This is a genomic window from Chryseobacterium sp. 22458, assembly GCF_052044975.1.
Classification (GTDB): Bacteria; Bacteroidota; Bacteroidia; order Flavobacteriales; family Weeksellaceae; genus Chryseobacterium.
This window is the reverse complement of sequence record NZ_JBQEOA010000003.1, coordinates 640,122-662,521: the sequence shown is the minus strand read 5'-3', so window position 1 is coordinate 662,521 and position 22,400 is coordinate 640,122. Positions and strand designations below refer to the sequence as shown.

Annotated in this window: 17 protein-coding genes and 4 tRNA genes; 4 read left to right on the top strand and 17 right to left on the bottom strand. The window is 38.7% G+C overall.

Annotated features, from left to right (window positions below; all coding sequences use genetic code 11):
* Positions 1-118: 118 nt before the first annotated feature.
* The 5 genes from ACTJJF_RS13975 to ACTJJF_RS13955 all read right to left on the bottom strand — a co-directional run bounded on the left by ACTJJF_RS13975 (position 119) and on the right by ACTJJF_RS13955 (position 9,062).
* Positions 119-4,921, bottom strand: a complete 4,803-nt coding sequence (locus ACTJJF_RS13975; RefSeq protein WP_440700036.1) for a DNA repair ATPase — start codon at positions 4,919-4,921, stop codon at positions 119-121.
* Positions 4,922-5,139: 218 nt separating this feature from the next.
* Positions 5,140-7,161 (bottom strand): flotillin family protein, encoded by a 2,022-nt coding sequence (locus tag ACTJJF_RS13970; protein WP_440700035.1) that lies wholly within the window; start codon positions 7,159-7,161, stop codon positions 5,140-5,142.
* A 124-nt stretch (positions 7,162-7,285) separates the two neighbouring features.
* Positions 7,286-7,942, bottom strand: a complete 657-nt coding sequence (locus ACTJJF_RS13965; protein ID WP_440700034.1) for a hypothetical protein — start codon at positions 7,940-7,942, stop codon at positions 7,286-7,288.
* A gap of 3 nt (positions 7,943-7,945) precedes the next feature.
* A complete protein-coding gene (locus tag ACTJJF_RS13960) occupies positions 7,946-8,647 on the bottom strand; it encodes a PspA/IM30 family protein (protein WP_440700033.1) in 702 nt (233 codons plus the stop codon).
* A gap of 19 nt (positions 8,648-8,666) precedes the next feature.
* Complete coding sequence (locus tag ACTJJF_RS13955) at positions 8,667-9,062, bottom strand: YbjN domain-containing protein (protein ID WP_440700032.1); 396 nt, start codon at positions 9,060-9,062, stop codon at positions 8,667-8,669.
* Between the two features lie 121 nt (positions 9,063-9,183).
* On the opposite strand from ACTJJF_RS13955, the gene ACTJJF_RS13950 reads away from it, so the two are divergent.
* Entirely contained in the window at positions 9,184-9,801 is a 618-nt protein-coding gene (locus tag ACTJJF_RS13950) for a helix-turn-helix domain-containing protein (protein WP_440700031.1), read from the top strand.
* 160 nt (positions 9,802-9,961) lie between these two features.
* Here ACTJJF_RS13950 and ACTJJF_RS13945 read toward each other — a convergent pair.
* From ACTJJF_RS13945 to ACTJJF_RS13930, 4 genes are all read right to left on the bottom strand, one after another.
* Positions 9,962-10,045: transfer RNA gene (locus tag ACTJJF_RS13945), tRNA-Leu, on the bottom strand.
* Between the two features lie 78 nt (positions 10,046-10,123).
* Positions 10,124-10,205: transfer RNA gene (locus tag ACTJJF_RS13940), tRNA-Leu, on the bottom strand.
* A gap of 124 nt (positions 10,206-10,329) precedes the next feature.
* Positions 10,330-10,413 (bottom strand) — tRNA-Leu (locus tag ACTJJF_RS13935).
* 78 nt (positions 10,414-10,491) lie between these two features.
* Positions 10,492-10,573 (bottom strand) — tRNA-Leu (locus tag ACTJJF_RS13930).
* 180 nt (positions 10,574-10,753) lie between these two features.
* On the opposite strand from ACTJJF_RS13930, the gene ACTJJF_RS13925 reads away from it, so the two are divergent.
* From ACTJJF_RS13925 to ACTJJF_RS13915, 3 genes are all read left to right on the top strand, one after another.
* Entirely contained in the window at positions 10,754-11,131 is a 378-nt protein-coding gene (locus tag ACTJJF_RS13925; protein WP_065399845.1) for a DUF3127 domain-containing protein, read from the top strand.
* 61 nt (positions 11,132-11,192) lie between these two features.
* Positions 11,193-11,846: a leucyl/phenylalanyl-tRNA--protein transferase gene (gene aat / locus ACTJJF_RS13920; protein ID WP_440700030.1), complete on the top strand. Its 654-nt coding sequence runs from the start codon at positions 11,193-11,195 to the stop codon at positions 11,844-11,846.
* Positions 11,833-12,711, top strand: coding sequence for a DMT family transporter (locus tag ACTJJF_RS13915; RefSeq protein ID WP_440700029.1), 879 nt, complete (start codon positions 11,833-11,835; stop codon positions 12,709-12,711). The genes aat and ACTJJF_RS13915 overlap by 14 nt, the downstream gene beginning before the upstream one ends.
* A gap of 64 nt (positions 12,712-12,775) precedes the next feature.
* On the opposite strand, the gene ACTJJF_RS13910 is transcribed toward ACTJJF_RS13915, so the two are convergent.
* The 8 genes from ACTJJF_RS13910 to ACTJJF_RS13875 all read right to left on the bottom strand — a co-directional run bounded on the left by ACTJJF_RS13910 (position 12,776) and on the right by ACTJJF_RS13875 (position 22,314).
* A complete protein-coding gene (locus ACTJJF_RS13910; protein ID WP_312297584.1) occupies positions 12,776-14,158 on the bottom strand; it encodes a tetratricopeptide repeat protein in 1,383 nt (460 codons plus the stop codon).
* Positions 14,159-14,366: 208 nt separating this feature from the next.
* A complete protein-coding gene (locus ACTJJF_RS13905; protein WP_440700028.1) occupies positions 14,367-15,338 on the bottom strand; it encodes a quinone oxidoreductase family protein in 972 nt (323 codons plus the stop codon).
* A 339-nt stretch (positions 15,339-15,677) separates the two neighbouring features.
* A complete protein-coding gene (locus tag ACTJJF_RS13900) occupies positions 15,678-16,259 on the bottom strand; it encodes a Crp/Fnr family transcriptional regulator (RefSeq protein ID WP_440700027.1) in 582 nt (193 codons plus the stop codon).
* A gap of 51 nt (positions 16,260-16,310) precedes the next feature.
* Positions 16,311-17,693 (bottom strand): phosphoglucosamine mutase, encoded by a 1,383-nt coding sequence (gene glmM / locus ACTJJF_RS13895; RefSeq protein WP_312297578.1) that lies wholly within the window; start codon positions 17,691-17,693, stop codon positions 16,311-16,313.
* Positions 17,694-17,764: 71 nt separating this feature from the next.
* Positions 17,765-18,775, bottom strand: a complete 1,011-nt coding sequence (locus tag ACTJJF_RS13890) for a DUF4421 family protein (protein WP_312297576.1) — start codon at positions 18,773-18,775, stop codon at positions 17,765-17,767.
* Between the two features lie 218 nt (positions 18,776-18,993).
* Positions 18,994-21,027 (bottom strand): ferrous iron transport protein B, encoded by a 2,034-nt coding sequence (gene feoB / locus ACTJJF_RS13885; protein ID WP_312297575.1) that lies wholly within the window; start codon positions 21,025-21,027, stop codon positions 18,994-18,996.
* Complete coding sequence (locus tag ACTJJF_RS13880) at positions 21,027-21,281, bottom strand: FeoA family protein (RefSeq protein WP_312297573.1); 255 nt, start codon at positions 21,279-21,281, stop codon at positions 21,027-21,029. Before ACTJJF_RS13880 ends, feoB begins: the two co-directional genes overlap by 1 nt.
* A 133-nt stretch (positions 21,282-21,414) precedes the next feature.
* Positions 21,415-22,314 carry a GLPGLI family protein gene (locus tag ACTJJF_RS13875; protein ID WP_440700026.1) on the bottom strand — a complete coding sequence of 300 codons (900 nt, stop codon included), beginning with the start codon at positions 22,312-22,314 and terminating at the stop codon, positions 21,415-21,417.
* Positions 22,315-22,400: the final 86 nt, after the last annotated feature.

Genomic DNA, 22,400 nt, shown 5'->3' with positions numbered 1-22,400 from the left:
ATATCTGCGAGAGATTATCATATTCAGAATTATATACTTTTTTTGCATTTTAAGCTATATAAAACCGGGCTGTTTCAGAGAAACAGCCCGGTTAATGGTTTTAAAAGGTCTGTGAGCATTACTCCACTTTTTTCAAAGCTTCTTTAATGCCTTCCAGCCCGTCTCCGAATTGGGCAAGCAGTGCCACGATCTGGGACATCCTGTCGGTCTCTCCTAATCCTTTTATTGTTTTATTTTTTACAAACGTTTTTTTGATTTCATCCCAACGCTCCGTTTCCTGCTCTGAAATGGTGCCCATCAGTTCTTTCAGTTTCAGCATATTCGCCTCTGCTCCTGTTGTTAAAGTCTGAGATTCATTCTGGTAATGATTCAGTATGATCTGGGTTACTTCATCGGTTTTCAGAATAGGCTGGATCTGTGCTATAAGCTTATTCATATTACGGTAAGACCCCTGTAGTTTGAACGGCGGTTCATTTCTGTAGTCATCAGACATCGCAGCAGAGGAAATATATTCTTTATTTACTTTAAGAACCGTATTTCTCACCATAATAGTATTTTTCAATACAGCTCTGAAGTCTGATATTTCATTGGAACTGAAATTCCCTTTCAGATTATCGGCAGGGTTATCCGTTATTACACAGTCATAAAGCTCGTAAAGGTTTTCCATTCCCGGTTGTGTCAGCCTGGTCAGATATTCATTAGACATCAGCGCATTTTCGATAAGACTGAGGTCAAAAAGATCGGTTTTTGATCCTGATATTTCTCCCAGGTTATAGGTATCTGAACGGTTGGCCAGCATATCAGGAATTTTAAATTTTTCTCCGCTTTCGGTATATGGATTCCCTGCCATTACCAGACAGAATCTTTTGGAACGAAGGTCATAGGTTTTACTTTCTCCATTGTAAATTCCTTCTATTTTTCTCTGCCCGTCAGCCAAAGAAATGAATTTCTGTAAAAATTCAGGATTACAATGTTGAATATCATCCAGATACAGCATCACATTATCGCCCATTTCCAGGGCAAGATTCAGCTTTTCAAGTTCCTGTCTTGCTCCGGCATTCTTTGCTTCTGCCGGATCTGTGGACACAATATCATAGCCTAAAGACGGACCGTTGATCTTCATGAAAACCAAGCCCATACGTTCTGCCATATATTCCATCAGGGTGGTCTTTCCGTATCCTGGTGGCGATACCAGAAGAAGCATTCCCATTCTGTCTGTTCTCTTGTCTGAGCCTACTGTTCCCAGCTGTTTGGCCAGATTAGCCCCGATCAGAGGAAAATAAACATCATTGATCAGTTTATTTCTGACGAAAGAGCTCAGTATCTGTGGCTTAAAGGTATCCAGTTTTAATGCTTTTTTCTTTTCATCCACCCAACTGAATTTCAATTCCTGAAGGCGTTTATATTTGGGTACAGTCACTATATTGAAATGGCTTAGACGGGGTACAAATTCAAAATAATTAAGATGGTACTCCGTATCCTTTTCAAGTGATTTCAGTTCTTTAATAGTAACTTCATAAGAAATACGTCTGATATTTTTCGGATCAAGCTTCTGAGTGATGATGAACCCGGCCGTTTCCTTTATAATATCCTTCTCAGCCTGCGGATCAAAAGCCTGCAATGCTCCTTCTGCAATATAATAACATGCTGAAGGATACTGATACATTGCCCGTATCTGATCCAGAAACTCCAGATCTTTGCCTTTTTCTTTCAGCTCCTTCATAAATAATTCATACAAAGCACCTGCTTTTTCTGAGATCAGGAAGTTTTCTTTGTCTTCCTGTTTCAGATACAGCGCAGCGTTGATACAATCTGTTTCTTTAAGAACGTTATGGGCTGATGCAAAAGCATTCATTTCTTCTGACAGTTCCCTGCTTAAATACTCAAATCCCTGTTTTGCCGTAAACGACTGAGTGATGATGGCAGCTGCCTCAAACTGTTTGGTGTAGTAATCTTTTCTTTCTTTTTCAAGGAAAAACCAGAACAGCTGAGCCAGAGCTCTCTCCTGTGCGGTAAACCTCATCAGCCCGAGCTCGTTATGTATTTGCTGCAGCCGGGTCACAATATTCTGAGCATCTTTATCATGAATACCTTTTACCAGTCCTTCTCCGAAATGTTCTGCAAGAAACTGCTGTACGGCATTTTCATTCTGCTGATCAGTTGCGATGTCCGTATGGGAAGAGAATACATTCCAGGCTAAATATTCGAATCTTTTTACATTGCTGTTTTCCGAAATAAATTCCTGATTCCATACTTCTCTGAATTCATCTGCCGTATTGAAGTTCAACGGTTCATAAAAGCTTGTTCCGGTAAGGTGATAATAATACTGGGCGTTTCTCAGGACCAGAGTAAGATCCAGTTTCTGCTGATTGACCGCAAACTTATAATCTCCCAACGCAATAATGCTTTCACCATCTGCATAGATCTCTTTTTTATCTTTCAGCTTTCTTACCGCTTCCTGCTGGGATGTTTTTAACAGGGTTTGAATTTCTTCCGACTTTGCAGAATCTTCTAGTTCTGCGAGTTGTCTGGCAAGATCTCTTACCTTTTCCACCATCAGGTCTGCTGCAAAATAGCCATTGATCTCATTTTCAGAGTCAAATGATTCTGCTTTGGTCTGTACGGATTTCAGAATTCTCTGAGCTGCATCGAAAAGATTTTGTGTTCTTTTATTTCTTGATTCGGTAAGCTGTACTCTTTTATTCTGAAAATGTGCGTAAACTTCTTCTCTTTTGGTTCCTATCTGCTGGATAAATTCTTCAAAATCGATAAACTTTGTCTCCATCTCTTCCAGTTGAATGGAAAGTTTGGTGAGGTATTCATCACATTTCTCCGGCGTCTGGGAAAGTTCCAGAAAATTAATAACAGACTGATCAAATAAAGTGATCTGTGCCTGAAAATCCGACGCAAGCTCTTTCCCGGAAATTTCTCTTTTCCTTTTGCTGAGCTCGAGCCTTTCCTGATTCAGGCGGGCAAAGATCAGCGAGATGTTTTCAATGATCTGGGTAGACTGGGAAGTGTCTTCTATTTTTAAATTGTTGACAATATCCACCAATAATTCCAGCTGACCGGATAAGGTATTGATGCTTTCATCTATAGTTTTTGCATCTATCGCTTTTTGCAGGGCAATAATGTTTTCTGATATTTTCTGGGCTCTTTCTTCATAAGGCAACAATGCTCCTTCCTGAAGAAGAAAATCAACACAGGCATTTGAAAGTTCGGTATAGCGGTCTGCCAAAGATTTTTCCAGTGCATCCAATAGGGCCGGATCGGCATATTTAAGTTCCCGGGCACCCGTAACTTCACCTCTTAAGGCCCTGATCTGCGAAAGCGCATCGATATATTCCGTAAGCTGGGAGTAGTGCAGCCTTTTGGTTTCATCAAGAATTTTATCACAGGAATGCTTTATCTTTTCTAAAGCTTCCTCTGTATTCTTTCTCTGCTCTACAACCTTTTCATATTCATTGATTGCGGAGTGTGCGATGGCTCTGATTTCCTTCAAAGGCTGATCCAGCTTCTGAATTTCTTCTTCACCCAGAAAATAATAGGTATCCAGAATGAATGTAGCCAGTTTTACAATATCATTATAAAGCCCGCTGTAAGAGTCCTTTTTATTAAGAAGTGTGATCAGCTCCTGGCTTTCTGCCATTACTCTTACAATATCCTTATTCCCTATTTTATAAATCAAACGGTCTGCTTTTTCGGCGTTCGGTAATATTTCTTTGGAAAAAGGGGTTTGCCAGATTTGGGCAAGATGGTTTTTTGTAGTTTCTATGCTTTCACGAAGATAAATCAGCTTTCCGTCACTTAAGAAGGTGAACCCGCTACAACGGATCGGTGTTTCTATCGTCTGGGTAATGATATTGTACGAGATCAGCTGGTAGTTGTTTGTTTTATCATCGTAAAAGACATATAAAAAATTCTCCCCGTTCGGTTCTATGACTGTTCTAAGATAATATAATCTGTTCTGATCCTGAGAAATAACTTTCAAGCCTCCGGTCTGAAGTGCATAGCCATTGGAAAACAAAACGCCTTGATTTTCAGGAAGCAATAATCCCGAATATTTAAGAGCATCTGCCCTGGAAACCGTTTTTTCTTTATGATTATAGATGAAATAACGTTCTGTTTCCTGGTAGGGTTTTATTTTAAACAAAACAAGGTTATCAAGATCGCAGAAATGGATCTCCGCATCATCCAGATTCTGATCTTTATGAATCACATCTTCGGAATAGATTCCTTTTCCCGTATCGGTATTGTCTTCTATCTTGATGGTAATATCACCCCCAATACTTTCTACGAAAACTTTATCTGCTAATGAAATATGGGGATGCTTCCCGGAGCGCTGCATATCCCTGGTTGCTTTTGTCCAGACAAAGCCATGCTGCTGAGGATATGATGTTTCTGAGGCACTTCTTGAATCTACATAGATCAGCTTATTTTCTTTTATAAGCCATTTGAAAGCCTTGATGTCTGTTGTACTTTCAGAAAGCTGGAAAACCATATAAAGATAGTTTTCCGTAAAGGTAAACCTGGCAAAAAAGGTATTTCTGTAGTATTTGTAAAGGTTTTTAAACTCATCGATGAAAACCTCATCATTGATCAGAGTATAATCCTGAGGTTCAAACCGGTTCTGATTAATTTTATATATTGAAAATACATCTGAAATGTTGATTTCAGTCTGTAAGCCTAAATGGGCATTGGAACCAAAGACCAGATGATCTCCCAACGAATAGATATCTTTGGCAATACAGCTGTGTTCTGTTGAAATTCTTTCGTTCGCAATAAGAGAAAAATCTACGCCTCCAAATATATTTTTACGGCTCTCATTCAACTTTTGAAGCCTTTGAATAAGATCATTTTTCTGCTCGTTCAGGCGGTTCTGAATAATTTCGTAAGTTCCGGAATTAAGTTGTTCTGACATAGTTTCGGTTTAGATTTCATTACTGCTGGTGACAGCAGGTCCTGGTGTAACAACTTGTGATACTTTGTTAAAGAATTGTATTTTTTTGTGTTGAATTTAAACCTTATAGGTTTTTGAAATCTATAAGGTTTGTCGGCGCGTTGTCAACGCCTGTTATTGTTCAAGTATCATCTTTTAAACCACTCAACGGAATCCCAATCAAGTGCTTGATGAATGATTTAAACGTGGTTATTATTCACCGGTTTATTTTCTACACCAAGATGTCTCGCCATATCAAGGGCTCTTTCCAGAATTCCTTTTTCCTGCTGGTTGGCAAGGCCGTTCAGTTTGAAGATCAGGGAAGCGATGCTCATATTTTTGATGTCATCAGAAGAGATTTTGTATTTATCTACCATTCCCATCACCTTGCCAATGATATTTTCTCCGTCCCCTAAAAGATTTTCTCTTACAATCTGTGCATTTTCACTGTGGCTTACGAATTTATCCAGACCTTTTCCTGCAGACACCTGACGGATCACATTGTCGAAGAAAGTATTATCACCGCCTACAATATCAATTTTTGCTGTTTTGAAGGCCTCTGCCAATACCATTGACTGTGCTTCTGCAATGTCTTTCTGAATAGCGATCTGAGCCAGTTCCACATCTTTTTCTTTGGCCAGCTGAAGACGGAATTCTTCGTGGTCTTTTCCGGCATCGTTCAGTTTCTTCATTGCTTCCGCTTTCTCTGTAATTCCGGCTGCTTCTGCCAGTGCTTTTTCTTTGATCACCTCAGCCTGTGCAATTCCTTCTTTTTTGGACGCATCTGCTTTTTTCTCAATAACAATCGCTTCTACAATCCCCTGTCTTTCTGCAGCATCAGCTTTAGCATGTAATACCTGTGCTTCAGATAATCCTACCGTTGCTTCTTCTTTCGCTTTGGCATCAGCAATGATCTTGCGTGCTTCTGCTTCTTTTTCTGCAGCATCTCTTTTCGCCTGTGCTTCGATCACATATTTCTGTGCATCTTTTTCGGCTGCCAATCTGCGGGATTCTGCTGCTCTGGTTTCTTCGATCAGCTTTTTCTCTGCTTCCTGAGTGGCTACCGTGATTTCTACCTGCTTGTTTCTTTCTGCTGTTTTGAATGCTTCAAGATCTTTGATCCCCTGCTGCTCTTCCACTACGGTTTTCTCCATCGTCAAGCGCTCACGGATCGCATCCTGAATGCTTTTCTTCTCAAGTTCTATTGCCTTCTCCTTTTCAATCTGAGCAAGAGAAACAATTCTTTCTCTTTCTGTAGCTTCAAGAGCTTTATCTTTCAATACTCTTTCTGTTTCCACAAGATCTGCACGCTCTTTATTTTTAGCTGCAATAACCACCTGACGGAGTTTATTTTCTTCTGCGATCTGTAATTTTTCTTCTGTAGCAATGCGTACAGTTTCATACCTCAGCCTTTCTTCTTCTTCTACCTTTAAGATTTCTGCATTTTCACGGGCTTTGATATTGGCCACTTCCCTTTTCTGGGATTCTTCTTTTTCAGCCAATTGTTTTTCAAGCTCCAGGATGGCTTCACGGGCTTCTACGTTCTGTTTCGTAATTGTTTTTTCTTCGTCACGACGCACCTGGTTTGCTTTAATATTTTGTGTAGCCGTAAGTTCTGTAATCTTTTTAATTCCTTCAGAGTCAAGAATATTATCTTTATCCAGTTTGTCAATTGAAGTCTGCTCAAGATAGTCGATGGCACAATCATCCAGAACATATCCGTTCAGGTCTGTTCCGATGATATCAAGGATTTCCTGACGGAATTCGCTTCTTGCTTCGTATAATTCTGTAAAATCAAATTTCTTTCCTACGGTTTTAAGGGCTTCCGAGAATTTAGCTTCAAAAAGTTCTCTTAAAGTCTGGGCATCTGAAGCTCTCTGGCATCCGATCGTCTGTCCTACATTGACAATATCATCTACCGATTTGTTGACACGGATAAAAAATGCGACCTGAATATCTGCCCTCATATTGTCTTTACATATTAGTCCGGCCCTTCCTTCTCTTGAAATTTCGAGTTTTTTCACAGAAATATCCATAGATTCCATACGGTGGATGATAGGAATGACAATTCCGGCATTGAAGAAGACTTTTGTACCTCCATAACCAGTTCTTAAAATAACGATTCCCTGAACGGTTTTTTTATACATCGATAAAATCCAGAAAATCAATCCGACTGTTGCTACTGCAACAATAATAATTCCAGCAATTAAAGGTAAGTTCATAGTTTTATAAGTTTATAGTTTATATGTGAATGTGTTTTTTGTTTTAAAAATACCGGAAAATAATCTCCACGATATAATTCAGCATGATCAAAAAAAGAGTTAACATGGTTATTAGTCTTGTTTTTTAATATCTCATTGATCTTTGTACGTAATAAATCTTTTTATCCGGTTCTTCATCTACAATCATGACATGGGTTCCGTGTTCCAGCCTGCTCCCGTCTTTACTTCTCACCATCAGCGTCATTGGATCGCTTCCGATAAAGACTTCCATCATTCCTATTTTATCGTCCTGAATGTTTGATTTCAGGCGTCCTTCTCTTCCCAGGAAAGCATAAGACGCTTCACCTTTATGATTGATTTCTTTAAAGAAAGGGTTCAGGGGTTTTAAAACTATTTTGGTAAGCAGCATTCCTCCGATCATTAAAGGAAATATGGCTAATATCCCGGCCCATACAGGCAATGGGAAAAAATAATTCAGATAAAATGATCCCAACCAGGTGACCAGCAGCGATAAAGTAAGAAAATAGGTTACCGGAACAATATCCAGATTAAGAAATTTCAGGAAATGCATCCATGCGGAAGGATCATGATCCGGCGCATGAAATTGACCGTCAGGAGCGTGAACATCAGCTCCGGCATCCAGGTCAGAATGGATTCCCACATCAATATCCAGACCGGTAAGTATGGTAAACAGCCAATAGATCACCGAGAGACCGAGCAATACGCTTAAGACGGTATTGACTGGGGAAAACGCAATATTTAAAAATTCCTGAAAGGTCATAGATTAGCCTTTTTTAAGTGTTTCTTTTAATCTGTTTAAAGCCTCTTCAGCTTCCGTGTCTTTGTTACTTACCATTGCATCAATCTCTTCATCAATTGTTTTTCCCGATTTTGAAAGATCTGCATAGGCATCTGAAAGAGCTTCCTGCTGCACTACTCTGTCCTTAAGCTTTTCGAGCATGCTTACGGTACTTCCGCTATCCATCTGGGTCATTTTCTGATTGATGTCTTTGGTTGCTTCGCTCACCTGTACTCTTGCTTTCAGGGTTATCAGTTCGTTTTCCCATTTGGCGATACTTGATTTCAGGTGACTGATATTTGCCTGCATTTTTTCACATTCGGCATGAATTTTTTCATGTTCTTTCTGTAATTCGAGAGCTTTTTCCTGTGAGGAAGTCTGTCTTTTCAGGGCTTCTTTGGCAAGGCGGTCTGCTTCTGCAGTTTCCATTTCTCCTTTTTCCGCTTTCTGTACGATGACGATAGCCTTATTATAATAGTCTTTGGCAATCTGCTCTTCAGCTTCGGCTTCATTTTTTTTACGGATATCAAGAGCTTTCAACTGTGCCAGTGCTTCAATGCTTTTTCCCAGCTGTTCTTTCATTTCACGGATTCCCTGTTCCGTTGTATTGATCGGGTCTTCAAAGCTGTCGATCACAGAATGGATCTCCGCTTTTCCAATTGTTAATAATCTTTTAAAAATGTTCATTTTAAATATCTTTTGTGAATTACTTACTCATTTCAAGCATTTCGTTGGTAAATTCTCCTACCAGGATTCCCAGTGAATTGATAGATGCCATCACTTCATTCTGGGCCATATTATCTGTGGGAAGCGTATCTCTGAAAATAACCCTGCGTCCTGTACCATCCAGAGCAAAAGCACCGTGAACAATATCTCTGTTTTTCTGAAGCAGCTTTCGGAAGATTTGTTCGGAAGGATTTTTGATTTCGAAAAGAAACTGTTCCATAATCAGAATAGAGTCTGATATAATAAGGATCATATTTTTTATCCCGTTGGATTCTTTTTCAATGATCAGGATTCTCTGAGCCTCATCTTCAAGAGTAATGGTAAACTCATAATCCTGCAACCACTCTTTGACTGTTCTAAATATTTGATTTTTCATGATGGCTTGTTTTGTGTTCAAATTTCTTCTACACAAATATAACATAAAATTTTCAAATTGCAAATATTTTTAGCAATCATTTATTTCAGATTCTCTATATTTGCAAAAAAGATTAGACAAAATGAGCTTCTTTGGAACTAATATTAAGAAAATAAGACAGGTAAAAGGACTGAGCCAGAAAGCTTTTGCAGATCTGTTTGATCTGAACAGAGGGGTAATAAGTTCTTACGAGGAAGGGCGTGCAGAACCGAAAATAGAAACAATATTAAAGGTTGCTCACCATTTTAATCTTAATCTTGACAAATTACTGACAGAAACCCTACAGGTGAATCAGTTAGTAAGCGTCTCTGATATTGACCAGCTGATGCTTTTCCCTGAATTGGCCATCCAGAATACCAAAGAAGCGAAAGCAGATCAGGAGAAACAAACACCTGACTCTGTAATTTTGCAAAAAATATTAGCATCGGTAGATCTCGTTTATGAATTTACCCCCGATAAACCTCTTTTACCACAATACCAATACGGAGATATTTTATTTCTGAACAAGACAGATTTAACAATAGAAAATCACAATACATTACTGTTTTACACGGATGGAACAATACAATATCTAACTGATTATCAAGAAACAAAAAACAAACAGGTTTATAAAATAGTAGGCTATGTTTCCACAGCAGAGAAGAATATTTTCAGTGGTATTTTTGAAAGACTTGAAAAGCTTGAAAGAAAAGCCAAATAATGCAAATATAAAGTTCTCTTGAAAAAAAATCTGTAGCCGATAATGAAAATGATCTGAACAAATTTTAAGGACACCATCCTGAGAGCGAATACTAAAAGAATGGATAATATCCGAAACTGAAAATAAAAAAACCTTCCGTAATAGATTACAGAAGGCTTTGTACCCCAGACGGGACTTGAACCCGTACGTCCTTGCGGACACAGGATTTTAAGTCCTGCGTGTCTACCAGTTCCACCACCAGGGCATGGTGGGGCGAAAAAAAAAAGATTCGAACCTGGGTTCCAACCTTCTTAGATGACTCTATAAGAGCCTTTTCGCATAGTGCGGATGAAGGGACTCGAACCCCCACGCCTCACGGCACCAGATCCTAAGTCTGGCGTGGCTACCAATTACACCACATCCGCTGGTTTTTGCTGATTTGTTTCACCAAATTCAGCTGTATTTCTTACAAATATAAGATTTTTTATTTAAAGATCACAGTCTCTATAAAAACAAAAAACCCTCCGTAAGATATTACAGAGGGTCTTGTACCCCAGACGGGACTTGAACCCGTACGTCCTTGCGGACACAGGATTTTAAGTCCTGCGTGTCTACCAGTTCCACCACCAGGGCATGGTGGGGCGAAAAAAAAAAGATTCGAACCTGGGTTCCAACCTTCTTAGATGACTCTATAAGAGCCTTTTCGCATAGTGCGGATGAAGGGACTCGAACCCCCACGCCTCACGGCACCAGATCCTAAGTCTGGCGTGGCTACCAATTACACCACATCCGCTGGTTTTTTTTATATTGTAAGTTTTAAAGAGCTTGCTTCGTTTTTGTGAGTGCAAATATAGGACATTTTCCTTTACCTCCAAACTTTTCAGAGAAAAAAATTAAATTTTCTACTTTTTTTTACCGCCACCCCTATTATTACGATTCATTTTCTTACTTTTACATCGTTAATACTTACGATATGGAATTACAAGGAACGGTAAAGAAAGTTTTTGATACTCAAACATTTGCGAGTGGATTTCAAAAAAGAGAAATGGTTATATTGACTCAAGAACAGTATCCACAGCCGATAAACATAGAATTTTTATCTGACAAGATCAGTTTGCTAGATAACCTTAAAGAAGGTGAAAACGTAAAGGTAGGAATCAACATCAGAGGTAGAGAATGGGTTTCTCCTCAGGGTGAAACAAAATACTTCAACTCTATTACGGGATGGAGAGTAGAAAAAGTTTTTGACAATGCTTCAGAACCTACTCAGGCTACACCTCAGCAGTCAGCTTCTCCAGTTTCCAACGAGAATCCGTTTGCCGGAGATGACGATGACGATTTACCTTTCTAATTAAAGAATAAAGATCAACTATAAATCCTGCTTTTTGAAGTGGGATTTTTTTTCTAAAAAAATGGTCCGATTAGACGAAAACGAGATTTCATTTCCTGATCCGGAGGTGTATGACGGTCATGAGGGGCTGATAGCTTTTGGTGGAGACCTGTCTATAGAGCGCATCTGGTTTGCCTACCAGCTGGGTATTTTTCCCTGGTATAATCCCGGAGAGGAAATCCTATGGTGGTGCCCGGACCCAAGATTCGTTCTGTATCCTGAAGAAATAAAGGTTTCAAAATCAATGCGGAAAATATTGAACAGGAACATTTTCACTTTTTCCGAGAACCGGAATTTCAGAGAAGTTATCAGAAGCTGCCAGCAGACCAACCGAAAAGGGCAGACGGGAACCTGGCTTTCCGATGAACTGATGAATACTTTTATCCGGCTTCACGAATATGGGCTGGCCAGAAGCATTGAAGTATGGCAGAATGATGAGCTTGTCGGTGGCTTTTATGGGCTGCAGATCGGAAATGTTTTCTGTGGTGAAAGCATGTTTGCCAAGGTAAGTAATGCCTCAAAGGCAGGTTTTATCCATTTTGTTGAGAACAATAAGGAGCAGCTCGAATTAATTGACTGTCAGTCTCATACTGAGCATCTAGAGAGTTTAGGAGCCAGAATGATTCCAAAGAAAGAGTTTTTAAAAATCTTACACGAAAATAATGAACGCAGATAAAGAAAAATGGATTCTCATGGTGATCCTGAGCATTATTTGGGGATCCTCATTTATTTTAATCAAAAAATCGCTGGAGCATTTCAATCCGTTTCAGGTAGGCTCTTTGAGGGTTCTTATAGCCGGTATTATTTTACTTCCTGTTGCGATTTCCAATTATAAGCTTTTCCCTAAAAAGCATCTGAAATGGTTAATTCTTGCAGCTTTTACAGGAAATTTCATCCCGATGTTCCTGTTTCCGATTGCAGAAACAGAGATCAGCAGCAGTATTGCCGGGATTATCAATTCAATGATGCCGATTTTTGTCATTATTGTAGGAGCTCTGGTCTGGAAGTTTGAAACAACGAAAAAGCAGATCATAGGAACCTTTATTAGTTTCACCGGGGTTTGTATTCTGGCTTTCGGAGGTGGAGACAGCGGAGAACTTAAACTGATCCCGATCCTTCTCCTGTTACTGGCCACACTCTGCTATGCATTGAGTACCACAACCGTCAAATCAAAGCTTATGGAAGTTTCTTCTACGGTGCTTTCTGCCTTTGTATTTTCATTTGTTTTATTCTTTCCGTCTGTTATTGCCCTTACAAGTACCGGATTTTTCTCAGAATTTAGTTTCTCGAAAGACAATATGCTCGGATTACTATTTGTAAGTCTGTTATCTATTTTCGGAACCGGTCTGGCCATGATGATGAATTACCGTTTACTGAAAGTTTCAACGCCCCTTTTTGCTTCAACCGTTACTTTGGTAATGCCTATTGTTGCCATTATCTGGGGAATTATAGATGGTGAAAAGCTGACCTATTTACAGTTTGTTGGGGCTGGAGTTATCATTGGCGGTCTTATCTTTTTAAGAACCAATCCTAAAAAATAATTTTCTATCAATATCAATAAAAAAAAGCCCGCATTTCTGCAGGCTTTCATTATTTCAGATTGATTTAGTTCTTTTTCTTCACTTTAGAAGCTTTCACCTTTTTCACCTCATCTTTGATGAACGGATATTTTTTCTGCATATCCTTTACCAGGGAAGGATCAAGTTCCAGGGCTTTCTGAAGTGCTTCCAGACCTTTATCCTGTTCTTTCAGGTTGAAGAAACAGTTGCTCAGCTGGTAATACAATTCAGCTCTGTGATGGCTCTTTATCGCCCTGTTCAGAATAGTTACCGCATCTTCATACTCGCCTACCAGCATCAGAACTTCTGAATACGCATACCAGTTATAAAATCTCGTAGGCTCAACATCTACAAGCTTTTTAAGACAGGTAAGACTTTCTTCGAACTTTCCTGAATCTATGAATAAGAAGGCCAGTCTTTTCTGATAATCAAGATTGTTCTCATTCAGCTGGGTTGCTTCTTTGGCAAAATGCAGAGCTTCAGACATTCCTCCCATTTCTTCATACAGATAAGACTGTTCCATCATGGCAAGATAAAACTGCGGGTCTTCTCTCAATGATTTCTGAAATGCATTTAAAGCCAGAATTGGCTGTTTTAAAGCTTTGTTGCACAGTCCTATCTTATAAAAAGTAAATGCTTTGGTATATTCCAGTTCAAGCATCTCCTCATAAGTTTCGATGGCTTTCTGGTATTGTCCCTGCGCTTCATAACAAGCCGCTTTATTAGCATATACCCCTACAGAATTTGAATTGATCGCCAATAGATAGTCGTATCCTTTTATGGCTTCATCATAATTCTTTCTGTTGAAATAAAACTGTCCGTATTCAAACCATGCGGTTTCAGAATAAGGGAATTCATCTAAATATTCATTAAGAAAGGCAATTGCCTCCTCACTCTTATTCAGGTCACTGAAGCACACCATACAGTTTTCCAGGGAATATTCATCCGTTGGATCTTCTTTCAGTGCTTTTCTGTAATGTTTAAGAGCGTTAAAGGGATCTCCTAGATTCACATATTCATCCGCAATAAAGTTGTGGAGAAAGTTTTCTTCTTCCTCTAATGTCAAAGCTTTTTTACAGATTTCAATGGATTTTCTGGGATTTCCCAGGCTTGAATAATACTTGGCGTAGCAAACCAAAAAGTCTGTGTTTTCCATAGAAGAACCCTTCAGCTCATTGATAAGCTCCTTCGCTGTATTATATTCTTCCCATTCCAGAAGAATTTCAAGTTTTTTGATCTTGATATCCAATGAATTGGGGTGAAGCTTCAGTCCGTAATTAACAGCCATATCAGCGTAATTAAAATCACCAAGCTCCAAATAATAAACAATAATATCTTCCAACTCCTCGGTATCGAAGTAGAATTCGTCATTGTTTTCCATCATTTCCTCGAACTTCTTTACAAGTTCATTTCCAAAATACTCTTCCAATAGTGTCCTCTTTGTCGGCCAGATGTCTGAATGTGCTTACAGACCTCGGCAAACTTATTAATTAATAATACATCTGAAACTGATATTCAAATATTTATGCAAAGTTGCAACTTTTTTTTGAATTTTCCATTTCATAAATTTCTATTATAAAAATAGTAAAAAAAGAAAACCGATAAAAGGATTGTGGATAAAAAATGAAAAGTTGCGGTTAAACTCTTACTACAAGCCGTTTCCCATTTTCTACTTCAGCATTCCAGCCAGCTTCGATATTGCTAAGATCAATGTCCTGTGTTTCAATTTTTATTTTTCCTTCTATTGCTGCCTGAAACATTTCCGGAATTATTTCCTTAAAAAGAAGGGCTAATTCTTCTTTTGTCCAGCTTCCCAATCCTGATCCTGAAATCTGTATATCTGTTGCTCTGAGAATTTGTGACGATAACTGAATAGTATCACTACTCATCCCTCCTACGGTGACCAGCCTGGTTTTATGAGAAAAGGTTCCGTCACCTTTGAAAGCGGACAGGATCATTTCCACAGAAGGTCCCCAGATATAATCCAGAATAATATCAATGGGCGTTTCAGTATGGATATCTTTAATTTTCTGTCTGAATTCTTCGTCATTGAGCTGCAATGAAACCGCTTCATCTGCTCCCAGTGTAAGGAGAACCCTCAGGGATTCTTCATTTCTTCCTGTAACGATGATTCTCTGAGCTCCATACAATTGAGCAATCTGAACAGCTATTCTTCCCGTAATACCTGTTGCCCCATTGATCAGAACAGTATTTCCCGGCTGTAATCCAGCTTTATATTTCAATGCCATCGCAGATCCCATAACCGCATTGGGTAATGCCGCTGCTATAGAAAAATCAAGAGCCTCAGGAATTGGGACCATCATGGTCTTATCTGTTACAGCTTTTTCTGCAACAGTTCCTTTTTTACTGAAAAAATACACTTTGCTTCCGTCTTCCAGGTAACCGGCTCCGTCTGATCCTATAATTTTAGGCTGATGGGCTTCGTTTTCCGTTGAATAGTGGCTGCCACTTGCTCTTGCTCTGTCAAGATTCTTGATGGATGCTGCTTTTACAGTAACCAACACGTCATTTTCTTTGGTAATTTCAGGTTCTGCAATGTCTGTATATTTTGGAATGCTTCCTTTTTCAAATACTACTGCTGCTTTCATTTTTGTAAATTTTTATACAAAATTAGCATGAGAAGAGCCGGGCGAACGATAACATTTGTTATCAGTTTGTATTGAAGGGGAAAGCTGGAAAAAGAGCCAGCGTTATTGAAATCTATCTTATATTAAGCAATAGGAAAAACGCAAAACCCGCAAGGGAATTTTACAAACGGACGCTTTATTTTTCGATCGTAAGGGCACTTCGTTCAGCAAGGAATAACGATCCCTTCTGAGTGGAACGCCTTTGCGAACATTCTCAACAGTACATATTATATTTGCGAACGTTGCGTTTAAGATGAGTCAGAATTTATGCAGTTTCTTTTTAAATTTCTTCCTTCCAGCCTACTCCAGCCTCTCTTTCAATATCTTGCTTTTGATCCTGCTGAGATGTACGGTCGTAATCCCGAGATAGGAAGCAATATAGCGCTGGGGAACTCTTTTAATAATTTCGGGCTTATGTTTAACCAGATTCAGATATCGCTGCTGTGGAGTGTCTTTAATGAATGAAAAGAAGTGTTTCATGTAGTCGAATACTCTTTCAAAAAGGGCATCCATAAAGAGGTTTCTGAGCTCAGGATTTTCGTAGACCTCTTCCAGGAAAGCATCTACATCAGGTTTATTGATTTTGTAGAGGATACAGGGTTCTATGGTCTCAAATGAAACCATGCTCGGCAGGCCTTTTTTAAAACTCTCAAGGGAAGAAAACATTGTATTTTCCAGAAAAAACTGGAAGGTAACATCTTTACCATCGTTATTATACCATGCTCTTACAATTCCTTTTTCAATATAAAAAGCATTGTACGAAACTTCTCCTTCTTTTAGCAGCAAAGTTTTGGCAGGAATTTCCATACGCTCGAAACCGGCAAGAAATTTCCGCCATTTTTCTTTGGGAAAAGGGAACCTGTTTTTGATGTGTTCAAACATTTGGTATAAAAAAAGAACGGAGCTTTACCGGTTCCGTTCTTTTTGATTTATTTAAATTAAACTCTTGATTTTAGCAATAATATCATCTCCAAGTTTATCAGCTTCTTCCTGAGATTTTGCTTCTGTATAGATTCTGATAATTGGTTCTGTATTGGATTTTCTAAGGTGAACCCAGTTGTTTTCGAAGTCTATTTTAACACCGTCTACGGTAGAAACTTCTTCATTCTGGTATTCCTGTTCCATTTTGTTTAAAATAGCATCCACATCAATCTCAGGAGTAAGTTCTATTTTCTTTTTACCCATGAAGTAGCTTGGATATCCTGCTCTAAGCTCAGAAACTGTTTTATTTTCTTTGGCTAAATGCGTTAGAAATAAAGCCACTCCTACTAAAGAATCTCTTCCGTAGTGCAGATCAGGATAGATGATTCCGCCGTTTCCTTCTCCTCCGATCACTGCATTTTTTTCTTTCATCAAATTAACTACGTTAACCTCTCCTACAGCACTGGCAAAATATTCTGAATTGTGAGTATGGGCTACATCTCTCAAAGCACGGCTTGAAGAAAGGTTAGAGATTGCAGCTCCTTTTTTATGTTTCAAAAGGTAATCTGCAACAGCTACCAATGTATATTCTTCTCCGAACATTTCTCCTTTTTCATCAATTAAGGCTAATCTGTCTACATCCGGATCTACTACGATTCCAAAATCTGCATTTTCTTTTTTTACCAATTCACAGATATCGCCCAAATGTTCCTTCAAAGGCTCAGGGTTATGTGGGAAATGCCCTGTTGGCTCACAATATAATTTAATGGTTTCACACCCTAGTTTATCTAACAGCATCGGAATCGCAATTCCTCCTGTAGAATTCACGGCATCCAGCACCACTTTGAAATTTTTAGCTTTGATCGCTTCTACATCTACCATTGGCAGGTCAAGGATCTGCTGAATATGGATATCAAAAGCATCATCCCTTGTTTCATACTTTCCAAGATCATCTACTTCTGCATAATTAAAATCTTCGCTTTCTGCCAAAGCCAGTACTTCAGCTCCGTTTTCACCGCTGATGAACTCTCCCTTTTCATTTAAAAGTTTAAGGGCATTCCATTGTTTTGGATTGTGAGAAGCGGTAAGAATGATTCCTCCGTCTGCATTAAGTTCTGGTACCATTACTTCAACGGTTGGCGTAGTAGACAATCCGAGATCCACAACGTTGATTCCCAATCCCTGCAGTGTGGCAGTAACTAATGAGGAAACCATCTGACCGGATATTCTTGCATCTCTTCCGATAACAAGTGTGAGGTCTTTTTTATTTTTATTATTCTGAAGCCAGGTTCCGAATGCGGAAGCAAATTTTACCACATCAAGTGGAGTTAAGTTATCATTTACTTTTCCGCCAATAGTTCCGCGAATTCCTGAAATAGATTTTATTAACGACATTATGTTTTTATATTGCTTTGTTGTTACTATAATAATTTGTCCGAAACAAAGATACTTAAAAAGACTTCAACTTACAGGACAGGGATCTTTTTTTGAACTTTATCATAAGTGTTTTTTACGACTTTCGGAGGGGCAAACCGATAACCGATATACAGTAAGCCATATACGTTGTTGTTTTCCACCGTGCGGTTATCTTTCTGCTCATAAGCGTACGCATTGAAATTCATTCTTCCGCCAAACAGAAAACGATCGGTATTATAGCCTATATGCAGACCTCCTTCCATTCTGACCGTGATGTACTGAGCTGTTTCTCTGGCGTTTTCGTTCTGGGCATTACGATAGCTGGAAAATTTCCCTCCAAGGCCCAAAGTCAGATAAGGGGCAATATTTACATTTTTCCCAATAACCCAATTATAGAAATATCCTATATTCCCTCCGATTTTGTACTGGAATTCTTTGGTTTTTACGTCATCGATCTTATTTCTGAAAATCGTAAGGTCATAATCCAGAAACGGAACCCAGCTTCCACTGCTCTTCTTCTGCCATTCACCCTGGGTATAGATACTTCTTGCTGAAAAGTTTTTTTTGAGAATATAGGAGGTGGTTCCTCCAAAGCTTTGAACCCTCAAATCCGGAAACTGGATATAAGGGTCTCTTCCTTCCTGCCAATTGGGAAAAAGATCCTTCATATTTTCAATATAAAAGCCTCTTACATTTTTATAATAAACATTCTGAATGAATCTTCCCGGGAAAAACCTGAAACTGAAATCGGTATAAGAGCTGCTCCCTTTAAGCCCATCATCTCTGTTGAAAATTTTTGGGGCAAATGATAACGTAGCACTTATTATCCTGTAGTCGAGTGAAAGGGAGGTTTTTGTTTTGTTATTAATGGAAAGAGTGGTCTGTTCCGCATTTTCATCTTCTCCCTGTGTAAAGGTATAGCTTTCGATGTTGGTATCCAGATTGACACGGATCATGACCTGGTCTGCATAAGACCTGGTATTTAAGGTATCAGTCTGAGCTTTTCCCAGAATCGTAAATAAAGAAAATAATACAACAGATCCTGCTTTAAAGAAATTCAAAACGAATAATTTAAATTAAAAAAATGAAAATACTACATTTTTTTCAATTATCTGCTGACAAGTATGTTAAGAACAGCCGCAGTCTTTATCGCAGCTGCTTCTTTTAGAACTGAATTTCTTTGGAGCAAAGTTCTTTTTTAATACCTTAAACAGTGAGTAACAAGCGAATGCTACTACCAATAAGATAATGACGTATTGAAAGATTAATGATGAGTCCATTACTTTAAAATCTGATATACTATCATCGACACAAAATATGCCAAACCTGTCATCATGACCACCTGAAAGCCGGTCCATTTCCAGCTTTTGGTTTCTCTGTAGACTACTGCAAGCGTGGAAACACACTGCATTGCGAATGCATAAAACAGAAGTACGGAAATTCCTGTTGCAAAGCTGAAGACTTTTTCACCGTTCGGCTTTACATCTCTTCTCATTTTATCAATTACTTTTACTTCCGGAGCATCATCTTCCAGACTGTATAGGGTAGACATGGTTCCTACAAAAACTTCTCTTGCTACAAAACTGGTAAGAATTCCCACCCCCATTTTCCAGTCGTAACCAAGCGGAGCGATAACAGGCTCTATTCCTTTCCCCATTTTTGCCAGATAAGAATGATCCAGCTCAACATTGGAAGCTACAAACTCATCTGCTTTCTGTTTCGGTCCGAAATAACTCAGGAACCAGATAATGATACTTACAATGAAAATGATTTTCCCTGCTCCGGTGATGAAGTCCCATACTTTCCCTAAAACCATTTTAAAATCGTATCCGAAAAGTGGTTTTTTATAGGCTGGAAGGTCCATTACCAGATAGGTTTTTCCTTTATTTCTGATAAATCTTTTAAGGATGGCTGCTGAAAATAATGCGACCAGGAAACCAAGCAGATACATTCCCATTAAAACCAAAGCTTTGTATTTGATTCCCAGGAATGTTCCTTCTGAAATGATCAGACCGATGATGATACTGTATACCGGAAGTCTGGCGGAACAGGTCATAAACGGTGTGACCAGTATAGTCAGCAATCTTTCTCTGACGTTTTCAATATTCCTTGTTGAAATTACGGCAGGAATTGCACAGGCTGTTCCTGAAACAAGCGGAACAATACTTTTTCCGTTAAGTCCGAACGGGCGGAGCAATCTGTCCATCAGGAAGACTACTCTTGCCATATATCCTGAATCTTCCAACAAGTAAAGGAAGTAAAGTAAAATTCCGATCTGAGGGGCGAATACAACAATACCTCCGATTCCCGGAACGATCCCATTGGAAATCAACGAATTGACAGGCCCTTCCGGAAGATGTTCACTAGTAAAAGCAGCGAGCCATGAGAATGTATCTTCAATCCAGCTCATCGGATATTCTGCCAGGAAGAATACACTCTGGAAAATAATGAGAAGGATTGCCATGAAGACCACATACCCCCAGAATTTATGTACTAAAACCCTGTCCAGCTTTTCGGTCAGGAGTTCTTTAAACTGTGGTTTTTTGGAAATAACATTATTCAATATTTTATCAACATTCTGATATCTCCTCACGGTTTCCTGAACCTGTAGCCTTTTAGGTACCAAACTTTTAGCTTCAGCATCATGGATCTGTTCCATAACGGTTTCCAGTCTTCCGAGATCAGTACCCAATGAAACGCTCATCCAGGCTTTATATTCATTATCAAAACCTTTGTGTGAGGCCAGTTTATGGATAAAATCCCTGTGTTCATTCGGGGTTTCAAATGAAATTTTATCTGTTTTTACAAATTCATTGTTGTGGACGGCATTTCTTATTTCGTCAATTCCTATCTGCTCTTTGGCATTGGTCTGAATGATCCTGATGCCTAATGATTCGGAAAATTTCTGAATATCAATAGTAATTCCCCTTCTCTCAGCCTGATCGATCTGATTGACAACCAGAATCATCGGGATTCCCAGATCCTGAATCTGCTGGAACAGAAGAAGGCCTCTTTTTAAGCTTAATGCTTCAAGAATATATACAACTCCCGCATAGTTTTTCTGCTCATCGATCAGATATTTGGAAAAAATAGCTTCATCTTCCGAACTTGGATATACACTGTAAGAACCGGGAAGATCGATAACTTCAATTTCCTCATTTTTATATACATAGTTCCCTGAATGGCTTGCTACGGTAACCCCGGCATAGTTTCCGGTCTTTTGCTTTTTGTTACAAAGCGAATTGAAAACGGTAGACTTTCCTACATTGGGATTTCCGACTAAAAGTATCTGTTTTTTCTTGTTTTCCTGCATTAATTCAATTCTTCAACAATGATATAATCTCCTTCTTCCTCACGAAGAGCAATCCGGCTTTTCTCCGCCCCAAACTCTACATACATAGGCCCATTGAACGGGGCCTGGTACAAAATCCTGAAAACGGTCTCCGGAAGAAGCCCCATTTCAATGATTTTATTGGGCATTTTCAGATGGTCATTATCATATCCCAATATCTTCCCCGTTTTGTTTTTGGGAAATCCACTTAATTTATGTAATCCTTTCTCTTTCAAAGCCTAATTTTTAGTGATGCAAATATACGCTATTTAAATTTAATCTAAATAACGTTTCGGTATAAAAGAAATCAACCCAAACACATTGCTGTATCCGGGTTGATTTGAAATATAATTTAGTTGATATGAATGCTTATTTTTTCTTCTTGTCGGAAGTTTGCTCTTTTTCTATTGGATTGTCATTAGAACCAAAGAAATCTTTTACCTGTTTTTCAAGTCTTTTCATAAAATCACCAACAGTTCCATCAGTTCCAGGCATAGGTTTGCTCATGTTCTCAGCTGTCATGAACGGTCTGGATTCAGCGAAAGGATCGGCTTTATATCCTTCATAGGATTTTAGGAACTTTTCCTTTGTTGTAGGTGTTATTGTGTTGCTCATCATTCCCATCTTAGCATTGATTTTATCGGCATAGGATAACTCATCATAATTTTCTATTTTTTTATTTCCGCTAAGCTGCCATGAGTAGTTTTTATCAGCATCTTCGATTTTTACGATTAAGCCAGGAAGTCCTTTAAATTTATAAGGTCCATCCTGAAAAGGAATATCTGTACTGAACCAGGCAGTCCATTTTCTTCCGCCAAATTCTGTCGTGGCCTTTTGAGCATTGTATTCTCCAATTTTCTGCTTTTCTGGTAAAATATTCCATTCTAATTTTGGATCATCTTCATATGAGAATAGATTTCTGCTGATCCTGTCTACATACTGCACTTTCATATCCGGATAATTCTTAATAATCTTATATGAAAATTTTGGCCATTTGATCAGTTTGGTCATATCCTTAAAGGATTTGGTCTTCTCCATTTCGTCTATCTGGACCTTAATAATAGAATCCTGAGCGGGCATTGTATAATCCTGATAAATTGATTTTTTAGGAGTAATATCCAAAATGGTAATTAACTTATCCAGTTTTGCCGAATCTTTCTTAGGTTTAAAAGTCAGCTCATAAAAGAAACGGTTTGCGGTTTCCTTTGGCTCCTGAGCTCCGGCGAAAGCAAAAAGTGCGATAAGAAATACTGAAAAAAGCTTTTTCATTTTGCAAGTTTATATAATTAGTAATCATATCTGTTCTTTTGTTACAGTTTTTTTCAATTTTATTTTTTGTCAGTTTTACAGGCATC